We start from the raw sequence: 25,471 nt of genomic DNA, 5'->3' as shown, positions 1-25,471 counted from the left end.
TTCACGATAGGCCCCAGAAACACGCACGGGGTGAATGTGAAATCCTTCCAGGTTGCGCGTCAGTCTTTCAGCAGGATCACGGAGCCGTTGCGGCCATAATCCGCCTCACCCCGGTTATTGCGGCGCCGGTTGGAAAAATACATGTCTTCCAGCGCGCACGTATCGTGGCCAATATCGGTAACCCCGCCAATACCCACGGCGTCGAGCCGCTGGCGAACGAAGCCCGGCAGGTCGAACTGGAAGCGATCCCCGATGCCCGGGCGAAACAGGACTTCGCTGCCGGGCGATCCAGCCATGAACGTGTCGCGAAATTCCGGGCCGACTTCATAGCTCGCCTGTCCGATGGTCGGGCCGATGGCGGCATGAATGCGCGCGCGTTCCGCGCCCATGCGCGTCATGGCCGAGACGGTCGCTTCGAGCACGCCGCCAAGCGCGCCTTTCCAGCCGGCATGCGCCGCGCCGATGATTCCGGCTTCAGCATCCGCAAAGAGGACCGGCGTACAATCCGCCGTCAGGATGCAGAGGCCTATTCCGGGCCTGTCCGTTACCATGGCATCGGCCTGAGGTCGTTCCGTCCAGGGCGTTTCGACGGGTACGACGCTGGCAGAATGCACCTGGTAGCAGGAGAGCAGCTGCCGCGCGCCGAGTGTTGCAGACACCAGCAGGCGATTGCGAGCCACATTGTCCGGCTTGTCGCCAGAGCCTTCGCCGACATTGAGGCTATCATAAAGTCCGCTTGAGACACCGCCCTGCCGACCGAAGAATCCATGCGTGACACCGGGCAGGCCCAACAGCGCCTCGCTTGTCGTGAAAGGGATGCCGGCGCTCATCGGGCTGGCTCGGTTTCAGCGCGGCGGGCAGGTACAGGCAGGCTACACACATCAAGCACCATAGGCGGCACATGCACGACGGCCGGGATGCCGGAATAGTCCCGCTTGGATCGTTTCAGGGCCTCCCATGCCGGGCTGGGCGTTGCCATCACCTCATAAACCGGACGTGACGCTTCGGGCAGATCCGCCGCCAGCGAGGCCTTCAGGATTTCATTTCCTGCGAGACGGTCAGCGCGTGCTGCAAAGGCGTCTTTTGCCGCGTCTTCGCCCTTGTCGAAGAAATCCGGAATGTCCGTTTCGTCGACGGGATCAACCCGTTTCAGGCGGTGTATATTGTCCATGCCGTCAATCACCCGGCCGAAAACGGTATAGTTCCGATCCAGATAGCGGCGCGGCGCCAGCGGAATGAAGAATTCGATGGAGGCCGTATCGGCGCCTGTATCCCGCGCCATGCCAAGCGCGCCGGGACAGTTCAGCAGCCATTCCTGCTCGCCCTCGCGCCCGGCCGCAAAGCCGCCACGGTGGCCAGCTGTTTCAGCAAACAGGTCTGCATTGCCGAGCGGCGTAAATCCCTCCGCAGAAACGGTACGCTCTGCCTCCAGCGGCAGGAGCGGCCAGTCGCCCAGCCGCTGTTCGAATTCGAGGCCGGCTTGCGCCACATGACCTTCGATGACCCGATAGAAATATTCGCCATCATAGGTTCCGGCCCGCACCGCCTGCCTGAACTCCGCAACGTGTGCAGGCGCGGCATCGGCGGCCAGCTCAATGGCGACAGTCCCTGTCGTGGTTTCGAGGATAACAAGGTTTTCGGGATCGACGCGGCGCCATTCGGCTTCCGGCGCGCCCATATCCCCTGTTTGCGCCATGGCGCACCCCATCAGGGCCCACGCCGCTCCGACTGCTCCGATCCACCGCATCCTCTGCATCCCCTTTCAATCAGACCTCTGGCGCAGTTGCCGCTTCGCTGCTAAGCGCCTGCGCCATGTACCAGATAACCGCTAAAGGCGCCCGCGCGCCAATCGAAACTGCATGGGACGCGCTCGCCTGGGCCGATCCGTCGCCTGCAGGTGCCGTGGATGCCAAGGAAGACGGCCGGCTGGCCTGGCGCCTCGATGCCTTTTGCGAAACCCTGGAAGAGGCCGAGGAATGCGTCGATATCATTACCGAAGCCTCGCCCGAGTTGATCGCGCGCATTGAAGAATTGCAGGACCGCGACTGGGTAACGCTGTCGCTCGAAGGCCTGCCGCCCGTCGAAGCCGGTCCGTTCATCGTTGCGGGCAGCCATGCCCTCGCGCGCACATCGCCCGGCAAGATCGCCGTCCTGATCGAAGCCGGCCCCGCCTTTGGCACTGGTCACCATGGCACAACGCTCGGCTGCCTTCTGGCGCTCGACGAAGTGCGCCGCCGCCGCGCCATCGGCAAGGTGCTGGATCTCGGCACCGGTTCCGGCGTTCTGGCCATTGCGGCCATGAAAGCCGGCGCCCATTCCGCCATCGGCACGGATATCGACTTCGACAGCGTGCGCGTTGCCAATGAGAACGCCGAGAAGAACCATGTCTCAGGCTTCACCGCGCTACATATCACCGGCGCCAATACGCCCCGCATCCGGCAGGGCGGGCCCTATGACACGGTCTTCGCCAACATCCTGATGAAGCCGCTGATCGGCCTTGCGCCGACCATCGCGCCGCTCACGGCGCCCGGCGGCACGATCATCCTGTCCGGCCTGCTGCACCATCAGGCAGGGCCGGTTCGCAGCGCCTTTGCCGCGCGCGGTCTCAGCTTCCAGCACCGCATCAAGAAGGATGGCTGGTCCACGCTGGTCTTCCGCAAGCCTGGCTGACACGGCCCTGTGAGCTGCCAGCGGCTTTCCAAGGGGGCCGCGCGGCGGTAAGACAGCAGCCATGAGACAGACATTTGACATCAAGGGCGGGCCGCAAGACGGCCGCACCCACTTGCCGCTCCTTCGCAAGGCGCTTTCCGCAATGAATCTCGACGGCCTCTATGTGCCGCATGATGATGAATACCAGAACGAATACCTGCCGGACGCCAATGAGCGCCTCGCATGGGTCAGCGGCTTTACCGGCTCGTTCGGCAACGCGTTCGTGTTCACAGACCGCGCCATCCTGTTCGCCGATGGCCGCTACACATTGCAGGCCGCCGACCAGACCGATCCAGCCCTGTTCGAGGTCCAAGGCATTCCCGAGCCCGGCGCCTTTGGCTGGCTCGCCCAGCAGGACATGTCCGGCAAGACCATCGGCTATGACCCCAAACTGATCAGCCCGAACGAAGTGGCCCAGCTCAAAGCGGCCGCCGCTTCCGCAGGCGCCAATCTTGTTGCGGTCGCCGAAAACCCGATCGACCGCGCCTGGGAAGGCCGCCCTGAGCAGCCAACCGCCCCCGTCGTGCCGCATGATGTGGCTTATGCTGGCGTTGAACATGCCGAAAAACGCGCCAGCCTCGGCAAGGCCCTGAAGGCCGACAAGGCCGATGCGACTGTCATCACGTCCCCTGCATCTGTGGCTTGGGCGTTCAATATTCGCGGCGGCGATGTCAGCTGTACGCCGCTGCCGCTTGGCCGCGCCATCGTGCGCGCTGACGGATCAGCCGAGCTGTTCCTCGATGAAGTGAAAGTCAGCGACGCCCTCCGCACCCATCTCGGCAATGGCGTCACGCTGCGCCCGCTGTCCGAACTCGAAGCGGGCCTGCAAGACCTGAAGGGCAAGACTGTCAGCGTCGACCCGGATGTCGCCTCGGCCTGGTTCTTCGATACGCTGGAGGCCGCAGGGGCCAAAGTGCTGAAGCAACGCGATCCGGTCGCCCTGCCAAAGGCCTGCAAGAACGCGGCAGAGATTGCCGGCACGACGGCGGCGCATAATCGCGACGGCGTGGCGCTGACCAAGTTCCTTCACTGGCTCGATACCGAAGCCCAGAGCGGCAAGGTCACCGAGATCGAAGCTGCCATGAAGCTGGAAGCCTTCCGCGAGGAATATTCCGGCCTGAACGATCTCTCCTTCCCGACCATCTCAGGCGCAGGCCCGCACGGCGCCCTCCCGCACTACCGCGTATCGACCGCGTCGAATCTGGTTCTGGAAAAAAATTCCCTCTTTCTCGTGGATTCCGGCGGCCAGTATCTCGACGGAACAACGGACGTCACGCGCACTGTGCCCATCGGCAAGGCGAGCGACGACATGCGCAAGCACTACACGCTCGTCCTCAAGGGCCATATCGCGCTTGCCGCCGTGCGGTTCCCGAAAGGAACGACAGGCACCCACCTTGATGTGCTCGCGCGTCACGCGCTCTGGCAGGCCGGGCTCGATTACCAGCATGGTACGGGTCATGGCGTCGGCGTGTATCTCGGCGTCCACGAAGGCCCGCACCGCATCGCAAAGCCATGGAACGCCGTGCCGCTCGCACCCGGCATGATCGTGTCGAACGAGCCCGGCTATTACCGCGAAGGCCAATACGGCATCCGTATCGAGAACCTGCAATATGTGACCCCGCCAGCCGCCATTCCCGGGGGCGAGATCGACATGATGGGCTTTGAATGCCTGACATGGGCGCCATTGGCGCGCGACCTCATCGAGGTCGACCTGTTGTCAAAAGCCGAGCGGGACTGGGTCAACGCCTATCATGCGCGCGTTCTGGATGTCCTGTCTGGCCAGCTTGAGGGCGATGTGAAGGCGTGGCTTGAACAGGCCTGCGCAGTGATCTGATCGCGTTAACGAAAAAGCATATTGTTCTTGCTTTGTTCCAATGGTATTGGAACAGGCATGATCCTGTCCATTTCGATCCGTGATTTCGTTCTGATTGACCGCCTGGACATTGAGCCGGGCGCTGGCTTCACCGCGCTTACGGGCGAAACAGGGGCCGGCAAGTCGATCATTCTTGATGCTCTGTCGCTCGCCATGGGCGCGCCCGCTGACCGGTCCTTCATCCGGAATGGCGCGACGCAGGCGAGTGTTGCGGTCGAGTTCGGACCGCCGTCGCGTCACCCCGTCTGGGCTCTGTTACAGGAGCAGGGCATCGATGCCTCGATGGACGAAGCCCTGACGCTGAAGCGCGTCGTCCGCACCAGCGGCCCGGCCCGGGCCTTCGTAAATGATCAGGCCGTGAGCGCAGCGCTCCTGGCCGAGATTGGCGAAATGCTGGTCGAGATCCATGGCCAGCATGCGGCCTCGGCCCTGATGCGGCCCTCCATGCATCGCCGCCTTTTGGACCAGTTTGCCGGTAATGAGGCGCTCCTCTCAGCCTGTTCGACGGCTTTTGACGCCCTGCATGAGGCGCGCGAGACGCGGGCGCGGCTTGAGGCGGAGCAAGCCGAGGCCATTGCAGCGCGTGAATGGCTGGGGCAGGCGGTTGAGGAACTTGAGCGGCTGGCGCCGGTTTCGGGTGAGGCTGAAGAGCTGACCACAAGGCGCATGCGCCTGATGCAGTCCGAGCGGGTCACCGAGGCCGTCAGCGAGGCCGAAACCGCCATGGATGGCGCAGATATGGAGACGGCGCTCTCGCGCGCCGCGCGGGCCGTCGAGCGCATCTGCCGCTTGCCGGGCTTTGAAGGCTCTGATGAGACGCTGCCAATTGCGGCACGGGCAGCCGCAGAGGCGATTGAGCGGGCGATCATCGAAACGCGTGAAGCGGGCGCGGCCGTGTTCGGTCTCGAACGGCTGATCTCTCATGACACGTCTGCGCTCGAAAGCGCCGAGTCGCGCCTCTTTGCGCTGCGCGCGCTTGCCCGCAAGCATATGACAGAGCCTGAGGCCCTGCCGGACCTGCTCGCGAAATTGCGCGGTCAGCTCGACCTCGCTGAAGCGGGCGAAGATGCCCTGATTGCCGCGCGCAAGGCAGAAACGGTGACGCAGGCGCGCTACCATCAGGTGGCAGAGAAGCTGACTGTTGCCCGCAAGGCGGCCGCCGGCCAGTTGGAAAAGGCCATCGCGAAAGAGCTGGCCCCGCTGAAGCTTGGCCGGGCCACCATTGGCATCTGCGTTGAGGCCCTGCCGGAAGGGGATGGCGGCGCTTATGGCGCTGACCGCGTGGAATTCGAGGCCGAGACCAATCCCGGCGCCGGGTTCGGGCCCCTGCGCAAGATTGCCTCCGGCGGTGAACTTGCCCGTTTCTCGCTGGCACTGAAGTGCGCGCTGGCCGAGGCAGGCTCGGCCCAGACCCTCATCTTCGATGAAGTCGACCAGGGCGTCGGCGGGTCTGTTGCTGCGGCCATCGGGGAGCGCCTCGTTCGGCTGGCTGGCGCGCGACAGGTCTTTGCCGTGACCCACAGCCCACAGGTTGCCGCCTCGGCTGCAGCACAGTGGCTTGTTGAAAAAGACACTGATCGTGCTGGCGGGACGCGCGTTCGCGGGCTAGATGACAGCGCTAGGCAGGAAGAAATTGCCCGAATGCTGTCTGGCGCCGAGGTCACCGAAGAGGCCCGCGCCGCCGCAGGGAGGTTGCTGGAGGATGTATGAGCCAACCCGTCCCCGTCGAAGCGCTGACGCCTCAGCAAGCTGAAGAAGAGCTGGCACGTCTGGCCGACGCGATCCGCGAAGCCGACGAGGCCTATTACCAGAACGACGCCCCGAGCCTGACCGATGCGGACTATGATGCGCTGCGCCAGCGCAATCTGGCCATAGAAGCACGCTTTCCCGAACTGAAACGCGCCGATAGCCCGACAGGCAAGGTTGGCGCCGCTGTCAGCGATGGCTTCTCCAAAGCGACCCATGGCGCGCCCATGCTCTCGCTCGACAATGCTTTCTCCGACGAGGACGTCGCCGAGTTCGTCGGGCGCATCCGCCGCTTCCTCGGCCTCGCGGAAAGCGAGCCTGTCGCGATCACCGCCGAACCGAAGATTGACGGCCTTTCCCTCAGTCTGACCTATGAAAAGGGCCAGCTCGTGCGTGCCGCCACACGCGGCGACGGGCAGGTCGGCGAGGATGTCACCGCCAATGCCCGCACGCTGGGGGATGTGCCCGAAGCCCTTGCCGGGAAGGGCTGGCCGGACAGCGTCGAGATCCGCGGCGAGGTCTACATGTCCCATGCCGATTTTGCCGCACTCAATGCCCGTGAGTCCGAGGCCGGCCGTAAGGTCTTCGCCAATCCGCGCAATGCGGCGGCCGGCAGCCTCCGCCAGCTCGATATTGAAATCACCAAATCCCGCCCGCTGAAATTCTTCGCCTATGCCTGGGCCGCCGCGAGTGCGCCTTTTGCTGAAACCCAGACCGATGCGATCGCGCTCTTTGCAAAATGGGGGTTCGACGTGAACACGCTGATGACGCGTGCGCAGAGCGTCGAAGGCCTGATCGCCGCCTATCGGGATTTCGAACGCCAGCGCGCCAGCCTCGGCTATGACATTGATGGCGTTGTCTACAAGGTCGACCGACTGGACTGGCAACAGCGGCTCGGCTTTGTCAGCCGCGCGCCGCGCTGGGCCATTGCGCACAAGTTCCCCGCCGAGAAGGCGACGACGCTGCTCGAAGGCATCGACATACAGGTCGGGCGTACCGGTTCGCTCACCCCGGTCGCGCGTCTGACGCCCGTCACAGTTGGCGGCGTGGTCGTGTCGAATGCCACTTTGCACAATGAAGACGAGATCGCACGCCTTGGCGTCAAAGTCGGTGACACAGTCGAGATCCAGCGTGCCGGGGATGTCATCCCGCAAGTCCTGCGAGTGGTCCGTGAAGGGTCCGGGAAGCCCTTCGAAATGCCCCATGAATGCCCCGTCTGCGGTTCCGCAGCGGTCCGGGATGTCGACGAGAAGGGCGAGTCGGATGTCCGCCGCCGGTGCACGGGTGGCCTGGTTTGCCCCGCCCAGGCCGTCGAACGGCTGAAGCATTTCGTGTCCCGCAAGTCGCTTGATATTGACGGCCTTGGCGCGAAACAGGTGCAGCTCTTCTACGAAAAGGGCGTCGTGCGCGCCCCGCAGGACATCTTCCGCATTGAGCAACGCATCGCAGAGCTGGGCCTGCCACCGCTGTCCGAATGGGACGGGTTCGGTGCCCAATCCGCCAAAAAGCTCCTCACGGTTATCGACGCCCGCCGCAAGGTGCCCTTTGCACGGTTCCTGAACGGTCTGGGAATACGGCATGTCGGGCAAACAACGGCCAACCAGTTCGCTCGTCACTTCCTCTCGTGGAACACGTTCTGGAGCCTTGTCGAGGCTGCAGCAGAGCAGGGACCGGATGGTGAAGCGACGGCAGAGCTGATGGGCATTGATGGTATTGGCGGCGCAGCCGTTGGCGCCCTCAGCGCCTTCGTCAACGAGCCGCACAATGCCGATATGCTCTCTGCGCTCCTGTCCGAAGTCACGGTCGAGGACGAGACGGCCGCAGCCAGCGACAGCCCGGTAGCGGGCAAAACGGTCGTCTTCACCGGTACGCTGGAGCGGATGACGCGCGACGAAGCCAAGGCGCGGGCAAGCTCCCTCGGCGCAAAAGTATCCGGATCAGTTTCGGCGAAGACAGATATCCTCGTCGCGGGCCCCGGCGCAGGCTCAAAGCTCTCCAAGGCCGAAGCCCTGGGCGTCAAAACTCTTACCGAAGATGAATGGCTGGCCCTCATAGACGGGGCCTAAGACCTATTTCCCGCCGGGAAGGATCTTCTGGATCAGGGTGCGCTTCGGCACAACGGCCTCGGGATCGAGCCCTTCCTTGGTGAGCAGTCGGTAGCTCATCTTGTACCAGACGCTGGTCGGATAGTTGTAGCCAAGCGTGGCACCTGCCGCGAGTGCCTGATCGCGCAGGCCAAGCGTCAGGTAGGATTCGACAAGGCGGTGGAGGGCTTCTGGCGTGTGGGACGTGGTGTCATAGGTTGTCACCACCGTCTTGAAGCGGTTCACGGCAGCCAGTGTCTGGTTTGATCGCAGGTACCAGCGCCCAATTTCCATTTCCTTGCCAGCGAGCTGGTCGTTGACCATGTCGATCTTCAGGCCGGCATCACGCGCATAGGAGGTGTCAGGATAGCGGCGGGTCACGTCCTGCAGCGCGGCGAGTGCCAATTCGGTCGTGCGCTGATCGCGGCCGATATCGACGATCTGGTCGAAATAGGAGCATGCGATGAGATAATAGGCGTAATCGGCTTCAGAGCCGCCGGGGTGCAGGCTGAGATATGACTGGGCTGCAGAGATGGCTTCATCATAGTCGCGTGCCTGATAATTGGCATAGGCCGTCATGACCATCGATTTGCGCGCCCATTCGGAATAGGGGTGCTGGCGCTCGACTTCGTTGAAGAGGAGAATGGCGCGTGGATAATTGCGCTTGTCCAGCTGGACGGCAGCGGCGTTGTACAGCTGTTCGACCGGACGCTCGACATAGGCGAGTTCCTGCTTGCGCTTGCTGCCGGACTGGCAGCCTGAAATGGCAACAACAGTGGCCAGAATCAGAAGGCTTGGGCGGAGTTTCAGAAGGGACATGCCGGTCGGGAACTTTCAGCTGTGAATGTCTTCAGCTTGATTAGCCTGATCTGTACGGGATTTCCAAGGATCATTGTCATGCGGCGTGTTAAGTGGTCGCAATGAAGCCTCGGCAGTCGGGGCTGTCTTATACTGAAACCCGGGCGCGAACGGGCATTTCCGCCTCGATATCGGCGTCTGTTTCCCAGCACCAGGCGGACGGCGTGGCCAAAAGCTTGCGCACAAGCGCATTGTTGAGCGCGTGACCGGGCTGGACGGCGTCATAGCTGCCAGCAATCGGAGCGCCGGCCAGCATCAGGTCGCCGACAGCATCCAGCATTTTGTGGCGCACGAATTCATCTTCGGCGCGCAGACCTTCAGGGTTCATCACAGCGCCGTCGTCGAGGACGACCGCATTATCGAGCGAACCGCCGCGGGCCAAGCCATTGGCGCGCAGCATTTCCACGTCCCGCGCAAAACCGTAAGTGCGGGCGAAGGCAAGGTCGCGTGCGAACATGCCCGGCGCCAGGCGCAGTGCCATCTGTTGAATGCCGATGACGGAATCGTCGTATTCGATACGGGCGCGAAGCGTCAGCACGGCATCATCGGCCGGTGACAGCGTGGCGCGTTTCGGGCCGTCGATAATCTCGACAGTCTCAAGAATGCGGATGCGGCGACGCGGGGCAGACTGTTTCTTCAGGCCGGCCTGAAGCAGCAACTCGCAGAAAACGGCCGATGAGCCATCCATGATCGGCACTTCGGGGCCATCAATATCGATGATCAAATTGTCGATACCCATACCGGCAAGAGCGGCCATGAGGTGTTCAACCACTGCAACCGAGACCCCCGCCTCATTTGTCATCGTCGTGCCAAGGCGCGTGTCAGACACGGCATCGGCATGGGCATGGATAGTGATGTCACTGGCATCAAGATCAGTGCGGCGAAACACGACGCCGGTGCCAACAGGAGCAGGTTTCAGGACAAGCCGGGCTTTTTCGCCGCTGTGAACGCCGATGCCGGCGCAAACCGCCGGACGTTCAATTGTCTGCTGCATCTGCATTCTACTTAACCTTATCGACTCGCCACTTCAGGCTGCAATCTGGAGGTGCTTGGCCGCAAGTACAAAACACGCCTTGTTTCGGCGTGTTACAAAAAGAGCCGTGATCTACATCACGGCCCTGTATTTGTTGCATTTATTTTGAAATAATGTAGCTGAGCAGACCGTGTATTTTATGGCCGGATCAGTGGTTTGCCGAACGGCGCAGGAAGGCCGGGATTTCGAGGTCGGCGTCATCGAACGGGGCTGCTTCGGGATGGTCATCCGGGGAAGATATGATCTGGCCTGGAACGTGCGCTTCAGGCGCGTCGTCATTCTCGCCCTGCGGATTGCGGCGCCATCCGAACAGGTGGGAAAAGCCGGACGCGCCCTGTTCCGGACGCGCCTTGTCCGGGGCAGGGGCTTCCTTGCGCGATCCGAAGACAGCGTCTGCGGTCACTTCATCTTCGCCTTCTGCGCCTTCATAATGGTCCGCGGGCAGGGGTTGGCCCTTGAAGTCGGACCGTGGGTCGCTTTCTTCGGAACGCATCGGCGACGTATGGCCGGTGATGACCAAGGGGCGCTCGTCGGCCTCGGCGGCTTCGGATTTTGTTTCGACTTCTTCCGCTATCGGCGCAGCGATGGGCTGGCGAACCGTTTCGCGAACGGGCTGCGGTTCGGCTTTGATTTCCTCGCCGGATTCAATACCGGCCGCAACCACTGACACGCGGATCTTGCCCTCAAGCTCTGGGTCAAAGGCCGAGCCGAGAATGATGTTGGCGTTTGGGTCGATCTCGCGACGTATCTCGTTGGCCGCTTCGTCCAGTTCGAATAGCGTCATGTCATAGCCGCCAGTGATGTTGATCAGAACACCCTTGGCACCTTTGAGGCTGACTTCATCCAGCAGCGGGTTATCGATGGCGGAACGGGCGGCCTCAAGGGCGCGGCCTTCGCCTTCAGCTTCGCCCATGCCCATCATGGCTGTGCCCATGCCGCGCATGATCGAGCCGACATCGGCAAAGTCGAGGTTGATAAGACCCGGCATGACCATCAGGTCAGTGATGCCGCGGACGCCTGAATAGAGCACGTCGTCGGCCATGCGGAAGGCTTCGGCAAAGGTGGTGCGGTCATTGGCGATGCGGAAGAGGTTCTGGTTCGGAACGACGATCATCGTGTCGACATGCTTGCGGATGTCGATCAGGCCCTGATCGGCGAGCGCCATGCGGCGGGCGCCTTCAAAGCCGAATGGCTTGGTAACAACTGCGACTGTCAGGATGCCCATTTCCTGCGCCGTACGTGCGATGACAGGCGCGGCGCCGGTTCCCGTGCCGCCGCCCATGCCGGCAGCGATGAACACCATATGGGCGTCGGTCAGGTATTCCTTGATCTCGGCGATCGACTCTTCGGCTGCTTTCGCGCCGATTTCAGGCCGCGCGCCAGCGCCAAGGCCGGAGGTCGTTTCAGGGCCGAGCTGGATGCGCTGCTCTGTCTTGGAGCGGTTGAGCGCCTGAGAGTCAGTGTTGGCGACGATGAATTCGACGCCTTGCAGGTTAGCCTCGATCATGTTGTCGACAGCGTTTCCGCCTGCGCCGCCAACACCGAAGACGAGAATCCTGGGCGTGAGTTCATGTGTCATTCGCGTACCTCAATCAACATTCCGGAACCGGGTTGAGGCCACCTTGGCCCCTCACGGCTAAAAGACAGTTAAGTGAAGACAAAAGGTGTCAGAAATTTTCTCTGAGCCAATGGAATGCCTTGTTCACTGCTCCGCTGCCTGTCTCGGTCCCATAATCCTTCACTGCGACGCCTGCCCCGGCTGCGTCCACGAATCCCAACTCCGAATACAGTAGCAGACCCGAGGCTGTGGAAAAAGCAGGCGTTCCCAGTGTTTCGCCAAGAAATTCGGCAATTGTCGGGCGGCCGAGCCGAACAGGCGCGTTGAGGATACGGGAAGCCACATCGCGCACGCCCGACAACTGGCTCGCGCCACCGGTCAGAACGATGCGGCGGGGGAGGACCGAGCGCACACCGCTGGCATCCAGCGTTTTTTTCACAAGCTCGAAAGTCTCTTCGATGCGTGGGGCAATGATTTCGGCAATCGCGCCTTTTTCCATGCGCATACCCTGCAGGCGGCCATCATCGCCAAGGCGCGGGGCTTCGATGCGTTCGGCAAGGCCGGGGCCTTCCAGATTGGCTGTACCGTAGACGGACTTGAGCCGCTCGGCGGCTGCGAATGTCGTGCCGATACCCTGCGCGATGTCGCTGGTGACATGTGTGCCACCTGTGGGCACCAGGCCAAGCCATGCTGGCGAGCCGTTGAGATAGACCGAGACAGCGGTCACTCCAGCGCCCATGTCGATACAGATGGCGCCGTTCTCGATCTCGTCATCAATCAGCGTGCCGGCGCCGCTCGCGATGGAAGAGGGGACAAGGGCCGAGACGCCCAGATGGGCGCGACCGACACATTCGACGAGGTTCTTGATGATGGGGCGCGGCGCCGTAACGACGGAGAGCAGGATGCCCAGCTGTTCGGCGTACATGCCCGCAGGCTGGCGCACGCCTTCCTGCTGGTCGACACGGTAGGCGACAGGCCATGCGGCCAGAACATCGACGCCTTTGGAGGGCGCTTTGGAAAGGGCGAGCGCCTGCAGGCGCTTGATTTCCTTGTGCGTGATGGAACGTCCGCCAATCTCAATTGCGGCTGTCACCAGCGTGCAGGCGAGCTTTGGGCCGGTTATGCCGAGGATGACTTCGCTGATCTGCTCGCCGGCTTCACGCTCTGCATCTTCCACAGCGAGGCGGATGGAGCGCTCGAGGCCTTCCATGTCGGTAATCGCGCCACCATTGAAGCCGCGCGATTGCTGGCGCCCGCCGCCGAGAATCTGGAAACGGCGTGGGCCGCTGCCATCATTCCGGCCGATGAGGCAGGTGATCTTGGAGCAGCCAATGTCCAGCGCAGCCACTGTGCCGCTGCGGGAGCCATTCATGGCGATGCGTCTGGACTGTACATTTGCCATCAGGAACGGGCCGCCTCTGCAACTTTGATTGCGCCGCCTTCAAGCGCGGGTGACAGGTAGACGCGGCCCTTGTTGCGCAGGTCGATCATGGTGACCGGGCGCTGCAACAGGGCAGTGCGCGTCTGCAATTTGGTCAGACGGGCGAGGGCGCTTTCCATGCCGGTGTCTTCGGGCAGGCGAACCGTGGCGCCATTTACAAGGCGAACATCCCAGCGGCGATCAGCAACGCGCGTGGCGATGGCGAGCCGGGCGGCGACATCGGGCGCCTCCTTCAGGGCTTTGACGAGGGCAGGCGCGGCAAGCGGCGCGCCGCGGCCAGCCAGACGCACGAGGGTCTTGTGGTCATCGGCATTGGCGTCCGGAAGGATGCGACCGAGGCCGTCGACAACAGTCCATTCCTTGCCGTCGTGCCAGAGGGCAACCGGCTCTGCCGCATCCGCGATGATCACGATCTGGCCGGGCCAGAGGCGGTGTACACGCACGTTCAGCACCTTGCGGGTGGCTTCAACGCGGTGGCGGATCAGTTTCGGGTCGGCACGGAACATGTTTTCGCCAGGCTCGATCATTGCGGCGGCGCGCACATCGTCGGCCAGTGCAGGGTTCTGCTCAAGGCCGAGCACGGAGACATCATTGACCGACACGCCCGCCATACGGGCCGTATCATCCATGAAGCCGCCAAAGCGCGTTTCGATCTGTGACAGCGATCCACCCATCCAGGCGGCCGTTGCCACAATGATGGCGATCAGCATGACCAGCCCGAACAGGATGGACGAGACGCGGATTTCCTCGCCCGTCGACTCATCGACGATGGTGGCGGGGCGGCGGCGCGAACGGGAAGGGACAGACTGGTTACGGCTTACCTTTGGCATGAAGCATCCTCGATCATCCATGCGACAAGCGCTTCGAAGGACATGCCAACGAAAGCAGCCTGTTCGGGGACAAGCGAGGTGGGCGTCATGCCGGGCTGTGTATTTGTTTCCAGGATCACGAGGCGGTCTCTCTTGTCGTCATAGCGAAAATCGGACCGCGTCGCACCCCGGCAGCCGAGCGCCTGATGTGCCCTGAGAGCTGCGTCCATCGCGGCTTCGGTCACGTGAGCAGGCAGGTTTGCCGGGATCACATGCTGCGATCCTCCAGCCTGATATTTCGCATCAAAATCGTAATAGTCCCTTAAGGTCGTGATCTCAGTGACAGCGAGGGCCCGGTCGCCGAGAACGCCGACCGTCAGTTCCCGCCCGGGGATGAATTCTTCGGCCATGAGATTGTCGCCATAATGCCAGCTGGGCCCCAGCAATTCCTGCGGCGGTGTATTGGCCCCTTCGCGTACGATCAGCACGCCAAAGCTGGATCCTTCCGCGACCGGTTTGACGACATAGGGGGGCTTCAGGGGGTGGCTTGCGGCAGCTTCCGCGCGCGTAACGCGCTTGTCAGCGGCGATGGGCAGGCCAGCATCGCGATAGACGGCCTTGGATTTCAGCTTGTCCATGGCGAGGGCCGAGGCCAGAACGCCAGAATGGGAATAGGGCAGGTCCATCACTTCGAGCAGGCCCTGCACACAGCCATCCTCACCCCAGGGGCCATGCAGGCCGTTCAGTACGACATCGGGTTTCGCTTCGCTAAGCTGTGCAGCCAGATCGCGCCCGGCATCAATCTCGACGACATCATATCCTGCACCGCGCGCAGCCTCAGCCATCTGTTTGCCTGATGATAGCGAGACTTCGCGTTCGGAAGACCAGCCCCCGTAAATGACTGCTACGCGCTTCATGGCCTGTCCTTCTTGCAAGTTGAGTGCGGGTTTTCTGCCGCTTGCCACCGCCTATGCCGCACGAAAGCGGCATGAGTCAGGCGAAACCGGATCATGCTCCGGCTCAAGTTACGAAAAAGTCACCAAGAGGGTATTGCCAACATATGACTACATATGTAGTCATATGTTATCGAATTACGATACGATCTGATGCCTAGCGCCGCATGCGTCCCAAGACAAATTATGCCAGGAAACACGCTCACATGAAACACCCGGTTCCGATTTGCGCAAGCGTCTTCCTTGCGCTGGCAGCGCCCCATGCAATCGCCGCCGAGGCGATTGAAGCGAACACGGGTGAGACGCCAACTGTCTACACACCAGAAAATTTCGCCCAGTTCGCGCCGCGCACCGCCCTCGAAATGGTCGAGCGTATTCCGGGCTTCTCGATTGACGATGATGATGACGGGTCTCGTGGCTTTGGTCAGGCGACCGGGAATGTTCTCATCAACGGACAGCGCGTTTCCGGCAAATCGAACGGTGCTGAGTCTGTGCTCGGCCGCATCGCGATTGCCAATGTCGCGCGTGTTGAACTGCTTGATGGAACGGCTCTGGGAATTCCGGGCCTGTCAGGCCAGGTCGTCAACGTGATTACGCGGGACACGGCCGGCATTTCCGGCACCTGGCACTGGAAAACCCGTTCCCGTGAAAACCTGCCGCCGACTTATAATGACATGGCGCTAAGCCTCTCAGGCGGGAAGGGTGCGCTCAGCTGGACAATGGAGGCCGAGAGCGCCCCCGAGCGCGGTGCTGACGCAGGACCTGAACGCATAACCGACGCAACGGGCACGCTGATCGAAACCCGCAAGGAAGATTATACCCATGCGGCCGAATATGCCTCACTTGCCGGATCGCTCGCCTGGAAGCCGGTGGGGGGCAATATTGCGAACCTGAGCGCCAAGGTTGGCATCTATGAACCGGATGACAAGGAGGTCTCGAAGCTGTTTCCCGTCGGCGGCCCTGAAGGGCGACGCCTCTTCCAGGGGTCTGAAGATGAAAAGACAGTGGAGCTGGGCGCAGACTATGCCTTCGATCTGGGGCCGGGGCGCCTGAAGGCGATTACACTGGCCCGCCGTGAGGAAAGCCCGACGACAGATCGGGTGCGTGGGGGCAATCTTGACGGGAGCGACGCGTTCGATTCCCTCTTCAACCAGACAGTCTATGAAGGCGAATATATCCTGCGGGGAGAATATGCCTGGGTGCCCGCGCCTGGCCGTGACTGGCAGGTCTCGCTGGAGGGCGCCTTCAACTTCCTTGAGGCCCAATCCCAATTGTTCGCATCGGAAGACGGGGCGCCGCTGACCGAGATATTCCTGCCCAATGCGAACTCTCGCGTCGAAGAGCAGCGCGGTGAGCTGACGGTCACGCATGGCCGTGCCCTGTCAAAAAGTGTCAGTCTTCAGGTTTCCCTCGGCGCTGAAATGTCTGAACTATCCCAGACGGGCGATGCAGAGAATGTGCGGACTTTCACACGGCCGAAGGGTTTTGCGAGCGTGTCCTGGCAAGTCGATCCGTCCCTGAAGCTTGTCACACGACTTGACCGTGAAGTGGGCCAACTCGATTTCTTCGACTTCATTTCGTCTGTGAACCTCAATCAGGGAAATGGCAGTCAGGGAAATTCCGAGATAGTTCCTGAACAGGTGTGGAAGCTCAGCGTCTCCGCCGAGAAGGATTTTCACGACTGGGGCGCGGCGACGCTGACCATCTTCGGTTCAGACATCGAAGATATTGTCGATCGGGTGCCGATCGGTGCAGGCGACGGGCCAGGCAATCTCGATTCTGCGTGGCGGATCGGCGCCGATATGGACGCGACAGTGAAATTTGCGAAGCTGGGCCTGACTGGAACACAACTGACATTTCATGGCGAATGGCGCGATTCCCGTGTCACTGATCCCCTGACCGGTGCAGACCGGCCGATCAATGGCGACAACGTGTATTATCTCAATACTGAACTCAGGCGCGATATTCCCAAGACGGACTGGGCCGTGGGACTGTTCCTGGAATCCTATAATGAAAACGAGGTCTACAGGCTCGACGAAGTGACCCATCAGGGCAACCAGCCCGCATTTTCCTATGTCTATGTCGAGAACAAGGACCTGCTCGGCATGACCGGTACGTTGACGCTTGGCAACATCCTCAACCAGCATGACTGGCGTTGGCGGGAGACCTACGCGCCCAACCGGCTCGGCACGCTCGTGACCCGCGAAGCGCGCTCACGCGATTTCGGACCGATCGTGTCCTTCAAGCTCAAGGGCACGTTCTAGGCAGGCCGCCCGATGCGGCGTACTTCCCAGCGCAGCTGGACGCCGCTGTGATCCATGACGCGGGCGCGAACGGTCTCGCCCAATGTTTCGAGATCGGCGGCAGTCGCCTCACCCGTATTGATCAGGAAGTTGCAGTGAAGCTCAGACACTTGCGCGCCACCGACCCGCAAGCCGCGACATCCGGCTGCGTCAATCAGTTTCCAGGCCGAGCGCTGGTTCGGCGTGCCGGGTGGATCAGGATTGGCGAAGGTAGAGCCAGATGTCTTTTCGCGGATGGGCTGGGTCTCTGCCCGACGTTTCTGCAGGGCTTCGATATCCGCCAGAATGTCAGCCGGAGCGCCTGTATCATTGCCTTCGAGCAGTAGGCGGGTGACGATCAGGTCATCCGGCAAGTCAGTGTGACGATAGGAAAAATGGGCTTCAGGCCGGGTGCCAGGCCGGGCCGGGCCGCGATAGGCAACGCGGCTGCCATCACGCCTGACGCCATGAAGGCTCACGAGCACATCACGCAATTCCTTGCCATAGCAACCGGCATTCGTCCGTGTAGCGCCGCCAAGGGACCCCGGAATCCCTGACAGGAATTCCAGTCCCTTGATGCCGTTTTCTGCGGCGGCTTTCGCGACCGACAGGTCCAGCGCCCCCGCGCCTGCAGAGAGAGAAATGCCATCCTCAGCTTCGACCTTGCCCCAGACCTTCCCCATCAGGCGCACGACCACGCCTTCAATGCCGCCATCGCGCACGATCACGTTGGACCCAACACCCAGAACGGTGACGGGGATGGCGGGGTCGAGCTGCGTCAGGAAATCAGCGAGATCATCGGCGTCGGCCGGTAGGAACAGCCAGTCTGCCGGTCCGCCCACACGGAACCAAGTATAGGGGGCAAGGTTCGCCTGCGCGATCAATTTGCCCCGAACGGGGGGGAGGGAAACGGTGCTATTCACGGCGGATGGCGTCGCCGGAACTTGGCCGTCTGTCAAGCGGGCGGTGGCCATAGGCTGCCCAAGGCTTGGGCGCGAGCGCCCTTAAATTCCCCCAGAATGACCCAATCGGCGTGGCGCTGTTGACCTGTTGGAACCCAGTTGAGAGCGTGACCGTAGTCTGTAGGACTGAAAGGACCGATCTGATCGCACCGAAAGAGCAATTCAAGCACAGGACACGCTGGATAAAGCGCTTCCGGCCCCCGGTCGCCTTCGCGTTGCTGGCCGTCGCGTGTCGCCTGGGCCCCCACTTCCTGCCAGACAATCGCGAAATGCCGTCGGCACTCGGCGAGGCGCTCAATGTTCTGGCAAACGTGCTGATTGTTGGCGCAATCGGGTGGGCCCTTACGACCACGATCGATGCACTTATCAAGCGCCGCCTTTCCACGTTGAAAATGGACCAGCCCGATGACCTGACCGCACGCAAGTTGGCGACGCGGCTGGATGTCACGCGGCGCGTCTGGGTGGTGATCGGGGCGATCGTCTCGGTCGCTGCGGCACTAACCGTTATCCCGGGCGTCAGACAATTCGGTGTTAGCCTGTTTGCGTCCGCAGGGATTGCGGGTCTCGCAATCGGTCTGGCGGCCCGCCCGGTGCTTGGCAATCTGATCGCAGGCCTTCAGATCGCGTTTACACAGCCGATCCGGATCAAGGATGCTGTTGTCGTGGAAGGCGAGTGGGGCTGGATTGAGGAGATCGGACTTTTCTATGTCGTCGTGAAGATCTGGGATTGGCGCCGCCTCGTCGTGCCCGTGTCCTATTTTATCGAGAAGCCGTTCCAGAACTGGACCCGGCAGTCGGCTTCCATCATTGGCAGCGTCTTCTGGTATGTCGACTATCGCGCACCCGTAAAAGAGATGCGCGAGAAGCTGACAGAAATCTGCAAGGCCACGCCGCTCTGGGATGGCGATGTCGTGAACCTGCAAGTGTCTGAGACCAAGGACAATGCCACGCTGACGATCCGGGCGCTCGCCAGCGCCCGCAATTCACCGCAGGCTTGGGACCTGCGCTGTTACATCCGTGAGGAAATGATCGACTGGCTGCAGAAGGAACATCCTGATGCCCTGCCGCGCGTACGCGCCGAGGCGCAATTTTCGGATGCGGGACTGATGACCGGCAAGGACCCGCGCAACGACCTATGACCCAGGGCGGCGGGCCGAATCCGGCAGCATGGCCAGGTCGCGGGCTTGTTCCACCCATTTGTCGCGCGTAATGCGGCCCTTGAAGTGCTCCAGCTTTCCATCGACCCACTGGATATCCTGCGGGCTCCATTCGGCCACCTGCCAGAAATAGAACACGCCCACTTCATGCAGCAATTCGCACAGCATCGGGCCAACACCGTTGATGCGTTCAAGGTCATCGGCATCACCGAAGGCTGCCTCGACAAGCAGGTTGGCCTCGTCATCCTCACGCCGTGCCTCGTTGATGGGGTCGAGTTCGCGTGGCGGTGGGGGAGGGGGCGCGACGGGCGTGGCGGAAACGGCAGGTGAGGGCGAGACTGCAGCAGGCGCTGTCCGCGTCCTTGATGCGCGCTCTGTTTTTGGAGTGGTCTGTTCAGGCCGCGCCCGGAGCGTATGGTGGATGGCTGCGAGGCCATACTCGATGGCGTTAAGCCGGTTCTCCATCGCCTCAAGGTCGAGATTTCCCTCAATGGCCTGAACGGCGTCCAGCACAGGCGTAAAGTCTGTTGGCGTCTGCGTGAGGAAGGCTTCCTGCAGGCTGGCGATACGGCGTTCAACGGGTGCAAGGTCCGGCGTTCCCGGCATTCCGGTTCGGATGGCCGACACGGTTTCCTCCAGCGCTGCGAGGCGCTCATACATCGGCGCCAGGTTTGGCTCGGGAATGGTGAAGGTCGCAATGGCATGTTCGACGCTGACGAGTCGCTGGTAGACGGCGCCCATGTCCGGCATCTCGATGCCCGATACCCCGGACGCGACCGCCGTTATATCCGCAGACAGTTTGTCCATGTCGCGTTTTTGCGCCACTTCGAGCCGTTCGCCGAGTTGCGTCAGGCGGCTTTCAAACTCCGAGAGACGGGTCTGGACCGGGCCAAGGTCGGTCGCAGGGCGGTCAAGACCGGCAATTGTCAGGTCGAGCCGGGCCAGTCCGCTATGCAGCGGGCCGAGATCGACTTCGGGAATCTTGAACGCCGACAGCGTTTCCTCGATCTTGCCGAAGCGGGCTTCAACTGGCTGCAGGTCGGTATTGCGCAGCTCGCTGACGGCGCGGGCAATAGAAGTAACAGCGGCATCCAGCGCAGTCAGACGGTCATCCAGTTTCGTGAAACGCGGATCGACATCGGCAACGCGTGTTCCCAGCCCTGACAGGCGCTCGTCCAGAGCGTTAAGGCGCGGGTCTTGCGCCGTCATGCGGCCCTCGATGTCAGTAAGGCGCGAGGCGATGCCGGACAGGTTCGCATCCACGCCGTCAAACTTGCCATGCAGCGGCGCTAGGTCGGTTTCCGGCACGGTAAAGCCAGAGACAGAGGATTCCAGCGCGGCAAGCCGCTGATTGACCGGGTCCATGTCCGGCATGCGCAGCGAGCGGACCGCCGACGAGATCAGTGCCATGCCGGCTTCATAGTCTTCGCGGGCCGCAGGTTCCGGGCGAGCCTCGATCGCAGCGAGGCGCTCGGTAATCAGCTCATAGGACTCGGTGACGTCCATCTGCCGGTTCTTCAGCCACCAATAGGCAAGCACGGCGCCCAGCACGGCGGCCAGGAGCAGGAGCGGGAAAATCTGGGCAAGAAGAAAGAACATGGTTTTGAACTCGGGATTCCAGAAGGCCCGATCGGGCGGCTTGGGTCAATCAGATGCACGGACGACGCGAATTTCGATCCGGCGGTTATGGGCGCGGCCTTCGGCCGTCGTGTTGTCGTCAATCGGGCGGCGGGCCCCGAAGCCTTCGGCGATCAGGCGGTCAGCAGGAATGCCCCGCTCGATCAGCGCCTCGCGTACGGCTTCAGCGCGGGCGTCACCGAGTAGCTCGTTGGCATTCGCGCTGCCCATGCTGTCGGTATGGCCTTCAATTCGCAGGGTTCCGGGGCAGTTCGCTGCGGCATCTGCCACCGACTGCAGCAGGTCATCACTCGACGGGTCGATTTCCGCGCTGGCGAGCGCAAATTCGATATGCGTGGTGCCCAGCAGGTCCGCCAGCGAACTGTCGCACGTAGCGACGGCCTCATTCGGCAGGATGTCGACATTGCCAAGACGCCCGATCGGCAGCGGCTGGGCGATGAGCTGTTGAATGCGGGGCACGCCGTCATTCGGCAACTCGCAGCGGAGCGAAAACTCTTCATTGAGGAAGGTCGCAACGCCTTGGTCGCACTGGCCAACGGCGGAGATGCCTTTCAGGGCGACTTCGGTATAGGCCGGATTATCGGCAACGTGCGTGACCGTCAGCAAATCATCAACGCGTGCAATGTGCTGTCCATCGACAAGGCCTTCAGCGGCGGCAGCGAGTGAGCTGCGGGTCACTTCATCCGGCACGTTGCCTTCGAGTTTCAGGATGCCGTCCGACACCCTGAAGGTCCATTCCGGCTTACGGGTCGGGTTTGTCGACGTAACGGGGGCTCCATAGCGTGCGCGCACGCGGGTCACCGGGCGCTCGTCGCCAAACAGGGCAGGCATGCGCGCCGCACGCACCAGGGAAACGAGCTGTTCCCCTTCCATCGGCGTTGCGGGCTGGCCTTCCAACCAGACCTGCTGTCCCGAGACAACGGCCTGCGCCCATCCCGCATCATTCGTTTCAATTACCTGCTCGGTCGAGCGAATGACCGACTGTTCAATGACGTATTTTGCAAAGGGGCCCATGCCGATCCACAGGAGCACAAGCAGGCCAAAGGCTGGGACGAAACCATAGGGCATGAAAGGCAGGCGCCGGGCCGACCGGTAGCGCACGTGTCGCGACGCGGTTCGCTTTTCCAAGAGGCTGAAAGTGGCCATTATCCCGATCCCGGCGCATTCTGCGCTGTGTCATGTAACAGTGTGCGGCAAAGCGGTGCAAGCTGAGTGTCCTGATACGGGAATCTACGTTGATCAACCGAAGGGCAGCGCAGACCACACGCGCATCAGAAGATAGATTGCTCCGGCCTGACCTGCGGCGGCCGCGATCAGTAAAAAGCCATCCCGTGCCGTGAGGCCCAATCCGAAGAGGAGCACGGTGAGGCTGGGCAAAACGGGGCCGAACGGCACCAGACCCAGCGGGAACATCACCAGCGCGGCCGCGATGCAGACGAGGGCCGAAAGGCTGATGAAGGGCGGGCGCGACAGGAAAGCGAGGCGCGGTTTCAGCACCTTGTCCACGGGGCGGGCGTATTGGCTTGCATTCTCCACGCCCGTAACAAGCGCCGATCGTGGGAACGAGAAGTCGAGAATGCGCTTGGGCACCCACGGAAATGCACGGCCCAGGACGATCTGTCCGGCAATCAGCAGGATCACGAGGGCAACCAGCCAGCTTGTGCCTGGAATGATCGTCAAAGGTGAGATCGCAATGAAACCCAACAGTAGCAGGATCGGCCCATAGGAGCGCCGGCCGACTGCGTTCAGCATATCACGCACGCTGACGTCTTCGCCAGCTGTTTGCTCGCTCAGGCTCGCGAGGAGCGATTCCAGGTTGTTTACCTTGGCCATGCCCGCTTCCTAACGCGATCCGATGTGTCTGCACACATGAATCGCGTCAGGTGTGGGATGGTTCCCTAGGCGGCCTTACGCTTGGCCTTGCGGGCTTCAAGCTTGTTGACCGCATGGAGATAGGCCTTCGCACTGGCGACCAGCGTGTCGGGGTCAGATGAGCGACCCGTAGCCATGATGCCTTCACCGTTCAGGCGAACCGAAACCGTCGCCTGCGCATCGGTGCCGCCGGTCACGGCATGGACCTGATAGAGATCCAGCACGCTATCATGCGGCACGATCTGGCGGATCGCGTTGAACACGGCATCTACGGGCCCGTTGCCACGCGCGATGGCGTATTTCTCTTCGCCTTCAACCGTCAGGTCGATCTCGGCTGTTTGCGGGCCATCAGTGCCGCAGACGACGCGCAGGCGCTTGAACACGATGCGTTCGCCTTCGGCGGCCAGCTGGTCGTCAACGAGCACGGCAATGTCGTCATCGAAGACGTGCTTCTTCTTGTCGGCCAGTGTCTTGAAGCGCTTGAAAGCGTCGTTCAGGGCGTCGCCTTCGAGGAAATAGCCCATGCTTTCCAGCTTGTCGCGGAAGGCATGGCGACCGGAGTGCTTGCCCATGACCAGTGAGGTTTTCGCGACGCCGACATCTTCCGGCTTCATGATCTCGTAGGTCTCGGCATTTTTCAGCATGCCATCCTGGTGGATGCCGCTTTCGTGCGCGAAGGCGTTCTTGCCGACGATGGCCTTGTTGTACTGCACCGGGAAGCCGGTGATGCGGCTGACCATGGCTGAGGCGCGCGACAGGTAGATCGGATTGATGCCGGTCGCGAAGGGCAGCGTATCCTCACGCACCTTCATCGCCATGACGACTTCTTCCAGCGCGGCATTGCCGGCACGTTCGCCGAGGCCGTTGATTGCGCATTCGATCTGGCGGGCACCATTGGCGACAGCCGAGATCGAGTTGGCGACGGCGAGGCCGAGGTCATTGTGGCAATGAGCCGACCAGATGGCCTTGTCGGAATTCGGCACGTTCTCGATCAGGCGGCGGAAGAGGGCGCCATATTCATCGGGGTGCGAATAGCCGACCGTATCGGGCACGTTGATCGTTGTGGCGCCGGACGCGATGGCGACGTCAATGCACTTGCAGAGGAAGTCGAAATCGGTGCGCGTCGCGTCTTCAGCGCTCCACTCAACGTCATCTGTGTGGTTGCGCGCCTGAGCTACGGAGCGGCCGACAGCTTCGAGTACGGCATTCGGGCCCATTTTCAGCTTGTGCTTCATATGCACGGGGCTGGTCGAGATGAATGTGTGAATGCGCGGGCGCGCGGCTTTCTTCACTGCTTCGGCGCAGCGTTCGATGTCGCCCGGCGTGGAGCGGGCGAGGCCGCAGATGACGGCGCTCTTGGACTGGGCGGCGATGGCGCTAACAGCGGCGAAGTCGCCGTCGGATGCAGCGGGGAAACCGGCTTCGATGACGTCGACGCCCATGTCTTCCATCAGGCTCGCGAGTTCGAGCTTTTCTGTGTGGGTCATGGAGGCGCCGGGCGATTGCTCGCCGTCACGCAAAGTGGTGTCGAAAATACGGATATGTGGATTGGCAGTCATGATGTTTGCGGGCTCTGCTTAATGAGAAAAAGGGGGGCTGGAAGCATTCCCCTGGCCGCGCAACTGCCTGTTACCTAGGCGGTCGGCTCCGGCCAGGGGCCGGTAAGCAGGAGGCAAAGGGGCAAAATCTTGCACATAGCTGGTTTAATCATCTTGTTTCGGCCCCGTGTCAACTGGGTTGTCGCGTATCAAAGGGACAGATTGCCCCTTTGGACCCATGCGCGTCCGGGCATAAAGCGCGATGGCGGCATAGATCGCGGCGGCGATGATGGCGGCGAGAACGGCAAGGCCGGGATTGCCTTTCATGGCGGCAAAGAGGCTCTGCCCGGCAAAGGCGATCAGCGCGATTTTAGGTAGGATACCCAGCGCCATGCCCAGCGCAAAGTTGGTGTACTTTGCCGAACTGACGCCGAATGCCATATTCACCATGACAGCGGGCCCGGTCGGGACATTGCGTATCAGCGCGCTGGTCGCGAAGGCATTGCGCCCGACAAAAGACGACAGGCGGTTGGCGGTCGCCCCTGCATAGCGACGGAACATTTGCTCGCCCGCCAGACGACCGAGCCAGAAGGCAAGGGAGCCGGCAAACATGTTGGCGATCCACGCATAGGCAAAGCCGAGCCAAGGGCCAAACACGGCCACAGCTGCTGCAATCAGGGCGAATTGCGGCACGCCCAGAAAGGCGGCGACGCAGAAAACGAGGATGATGGCGGGTAGGCCCCAGGGGCTGCCGGCGACGGTTTCCATCCAGGCATTGAGCGCCTTTTCGCTCGGCATGATGCCAAGTTTGCCGAGGGCGAAGAGGATGATCACGCCGAGCAGCAGCGCACCGCCGAGGAGCAGGGTCCTGCGGGCGGGTTGGCTGGCGGTCTTGTCCATCTCACTCATGGGCGCATCGAATGGAACCAGCGCGGGCGTGCGTCAAGCGGCGCGTTGC

The 25,471-nt window shown here is 62.0% G+C and carries 20 protein-coding genes; 6 read left to right on the top strand and 14 right to left on the bottom strand.

From position 1 onward, the window contains the following. Positions 1-59: 59 nt before the first annotated feature. Positions 60-830, bottom strand: coding sequence for a peptidoglycan editing factor PgeF (pgeF, locus tag V7651_RS04300; RefSeq protein WP_335612335.1), 771 nt, complete (start codon positions 828-830; stop codon positions 60-62). Next, positions 827-1,747, bottom strand: coding sequence for a peptidylprolyl isomerase (locus tag V7651_RS04295; protein ID WP_335612334.1), 921 nt, complete (start codon positions 1,745-1,747; stop codon positions 827-829). Before V7651_RS04295 ends, pgeF begins: the two co-directional genes overlap by 4 nt. Positions 1,748-1,812: 65 nt before the next feature. Between V7651_RS04295 and V7651_RS04290 the strand changes: the two genes are divergently transcribed. The 4 genes from V7651_RS04290 (at position 1,813) to ligA (ending at position 8,394) form a co-directional block, all read left to right on the top strand. Then, entirely contained in the window at positions 1,813-2,670 is an 858-nt protein-coding gene (locus tag V7651_RS04290; protein WP_335612333.1) for a 50S ribosomal protein L11 methyltransferase, read from the top strand. A 61-nt stretch (positions 2,671-2,731) separates the two neighbouring features. Next, entirely contained in the window at positions 2,732-4,543 is a 1,812-nt protein-coding gene (locus V7651_RS04285) for an aminopeptidase P family protein (RefSeq protein ID WP_335612332.1), read from the top strand. 57 nt (positions 4,544-4,600) lie between these two features. After that, on the top strand, positions 4,601-6,292 hold the full coding sequence (recN, locus tag V7651_RS04280) for a DNA repair protein RecN (protein WP_335612331.1): 1,692 nt from the start codon (positions 4,601-4,603) through the stop codon (positions 6,290-6,292). Next, the gene (gene ligA, locus V7651_RS04275; protein ID WP_335612330.1) at positions 6,289-8,394 is read left to right on the top strand and encodes an NAD-dependent DNA ligase LigA; all 2,106 of its coding nucleotides are present in this window, start codon (positions 6,289-6,291) and stop codon (positions 8,392-8,394) included. The genes recN and ligA overlap by 4 nt, the downstream gene beginning before the upstream one ends. 3 nt (positions 8,395-8,397) lie before the next feature. Here the strand turns inward: ligA and V7651_RS04270 are convergent, their stop codons facing one another. The 6 genes from V7651_RS04270 to V7651_RS04245 form a co-directional block, all read right to left on the bottom strand. After that, positions 8,398-9,231 (bottom strand): outer membrane protein assembly factor BamD, encoded by an 834-nt coding sequence (locus V7651_RS04270; RefSeq protein ID WP_335612329.1) that lies wholly within the window; start codon positions 9,229-9,231, stop codon positions 8,398-8,400. A gap of 127 nt (positions 9,232-9,358) precedes the next feature. Continuing rightward, complete coding sequence (gene lpxC / locus V7651_RS04265) at positions 9,359-10,264, bottom strand: UDP-3-O-acyl-N-acetylglucosamine deacetylase (protein ID WP_335612328.1); 906 nt, start codon at positions 10,262-10,264, stop codon at positions 9,359-9,361. Positions 10,265-10,451: 187 nt separating this feature from the next. Continuing rightward, positions 10,452-11,882, bottom strand: a complete 1,431-nt coding sequence (gene ftsZ, locus V7651_RS04260; RefSeq protein ID WP_335612327.1) for a cell division protein FtsZ — start codon at positions 11,880-11,882, stop codon at positions 10,452-10,454. A gap of 88 nt (positions 11,883-11,970) precedes the next feature. After that, positions 11,971-13,263 carry a cell division protein FtsA gene (gene ftsA, locus V7651_RS04255; RefSeq protein ID WP_335612326.1) on the bottom strand — a complete coding sequence of 431 codons (1,293 nt, stop codon included), beginning with the start codon at positions 13,261-13,263 and terminating at the stop codon, positions 11,971-11,973. Next, positions 13,263-14,132, bottom strand: a complete 870-nt coding sequence (locus tag V7651_RS04250; RefSeq protein ID WP_335612325.1) for a cell division protein FtsQ/DivIB — start codon at positions 14,130-14,132, stop codon at positions 13,263-13,265. The genes ftsA and V7651_RS04250 overlap by 1 nt, the downstream gene beginning before the upstream one ends. Then, on the bottom strand, positions 14,120-15,028 hold the full coding sequence (locus V7651_RS04245) for a D-alanine--D-alanine ligase (RefSeq protein WP_335612324.1): 909 nt from the start codon (positions 15,026-15,028) through the stop codon (positions 14,120-14,122). The genes V7651_RS04250 and V7651_RS04245 overlap by 13 nt, the downstream gene beginning before the upstream one ends. Before the next feature lie 242 nt (positions 15,029-15,270). Between V7651_RS04245 and V7651_RS04240 the strand changes: the two genes are divergently transcribed. After that, positions 15,271-17,328 (top strand): TonB-dependent receptor plug domain-containing protein, encoded by a 2,058-nt coding sequence (locus V7651_RS04240; protein WP_335612323.1) that lies wholly within the window; start codon positions 15,271-15,273, stop codon positions 17,326-17,328. Here the strand turns inward: V7651_RS04240 and murB are convergent. Then, entirely contained in the window at positions 17,325-18,320 is a 996-nt protein-coding gene (gene murB, locus V7651_RS04235; protein ID WP_335612322.1) for a UDP-N-acetylmuramate dehydrogenase, read from the bottom strand. The two genes, V7651_RS04240 and murB, sit on opposite strands and share 4 nt — an antisense overlap. A gap of 257 nt (positions 18,321-18,577) precedes the next feature. On the opposite strand from murB, the gene V7651_RS04230 reads away from it, so the two are divergent. Beyond that, the gene (locus tag V7651_RS04230) at positions 18,578-19,447 is read left to right on the top strand and encodes a mechanosensitive ion channel family protein (protein WP_335612321.1); all 870 of its coding nucleotides are present in this window, start codon (positions 18,578-18,580) and stop codon (positions 19,445-19,447) included. On the opposite strand, the gene V7651_RS04225 is transcribed toward V7651_RS04230, so the two are convergent. The 5 genes from V7651_RS04225 to V7651_RS04205 form a co-directional block, all read right to left on the bottom strand. Then, positions 19,442-21,064, bottom strand: coding sequence for a hypothetical protein (locus V7651_RS04225; RefSeq protein WP_335612320.1), 1,623 nt, complete (start codon positions 21,062-21,064; stop codon positions 19,442-19,444). The genes V7651_RS04230 and V7651_RS04225 overlap by 6 nt on opposite strands. 45 nt (positions 21,065-21,109) lie before the next feature. Further along, positions 21,110-22,249, bottom strand: coding sequence for an OmpA family protein (locus V7651_RS04220; RefSeq protein WP_335612319.1), 1,140 nt, complete (start codon positions 22,247-22,249; stop codon positions 21,110-21,112). A gap of 93 nt (positions 22,250-22,342) precedes the next feature. Then, positions 22,343-22,936: an exopolysaccharide biosynthesis protein gene (locus tag V7651_RS04215; protein WP_335612318.1), complete on the bottom strand. Its 594-nt coding sequence runs from the start codon at positions 22,934-22,936 to the stop codon at positions 22,343-22,345. A 65-nt stretch (positions 22,937-23,001) separates the two neighbouring features. Beyond that, positions 23,002-24,534 carry a 2-isopropylmalate synthase gene (locus V7651_RS04210; RefSeq protein WP_335612317.1) on the bottom strand — a complete coding sequence of 511 codons (1,533 nt, stop codon included), beginning with the start codon at positions 24,532-24,534 and terminating at the stop codon, positions 23,002-23,004. A 144-nt stretch (positions 24,535-24,678) separates the two neighbouring features. Next, positions 24,679-25,422, bottom strand: a complete 744-nt coding sequence (locus tag V7651_RS04205) for a TVP38/TMEM64 family protein (protein ID WP_335612316.1) — start codon at positions 25,420-25,422, stop codon at positions 24,679-24,681. Between the last annotated feature and the right edge of the window lie 49 nt (positions 25,423-25,471).

Origin of the sequence: Hyphomonas oceanitis, assembly GCF_036964545.1 — a bacterium.
Classification (GTDB): domain Bacteria; phylum Pseudomonadota; class Alphaproteobacteria; order Caulobacterales; family Hyphomonadaceae; genus Hyphomonas; species Hyphomonas oceanitis.
This window is presented reverse-complemented; position numbering and strand designations above follow the sequence as displayed.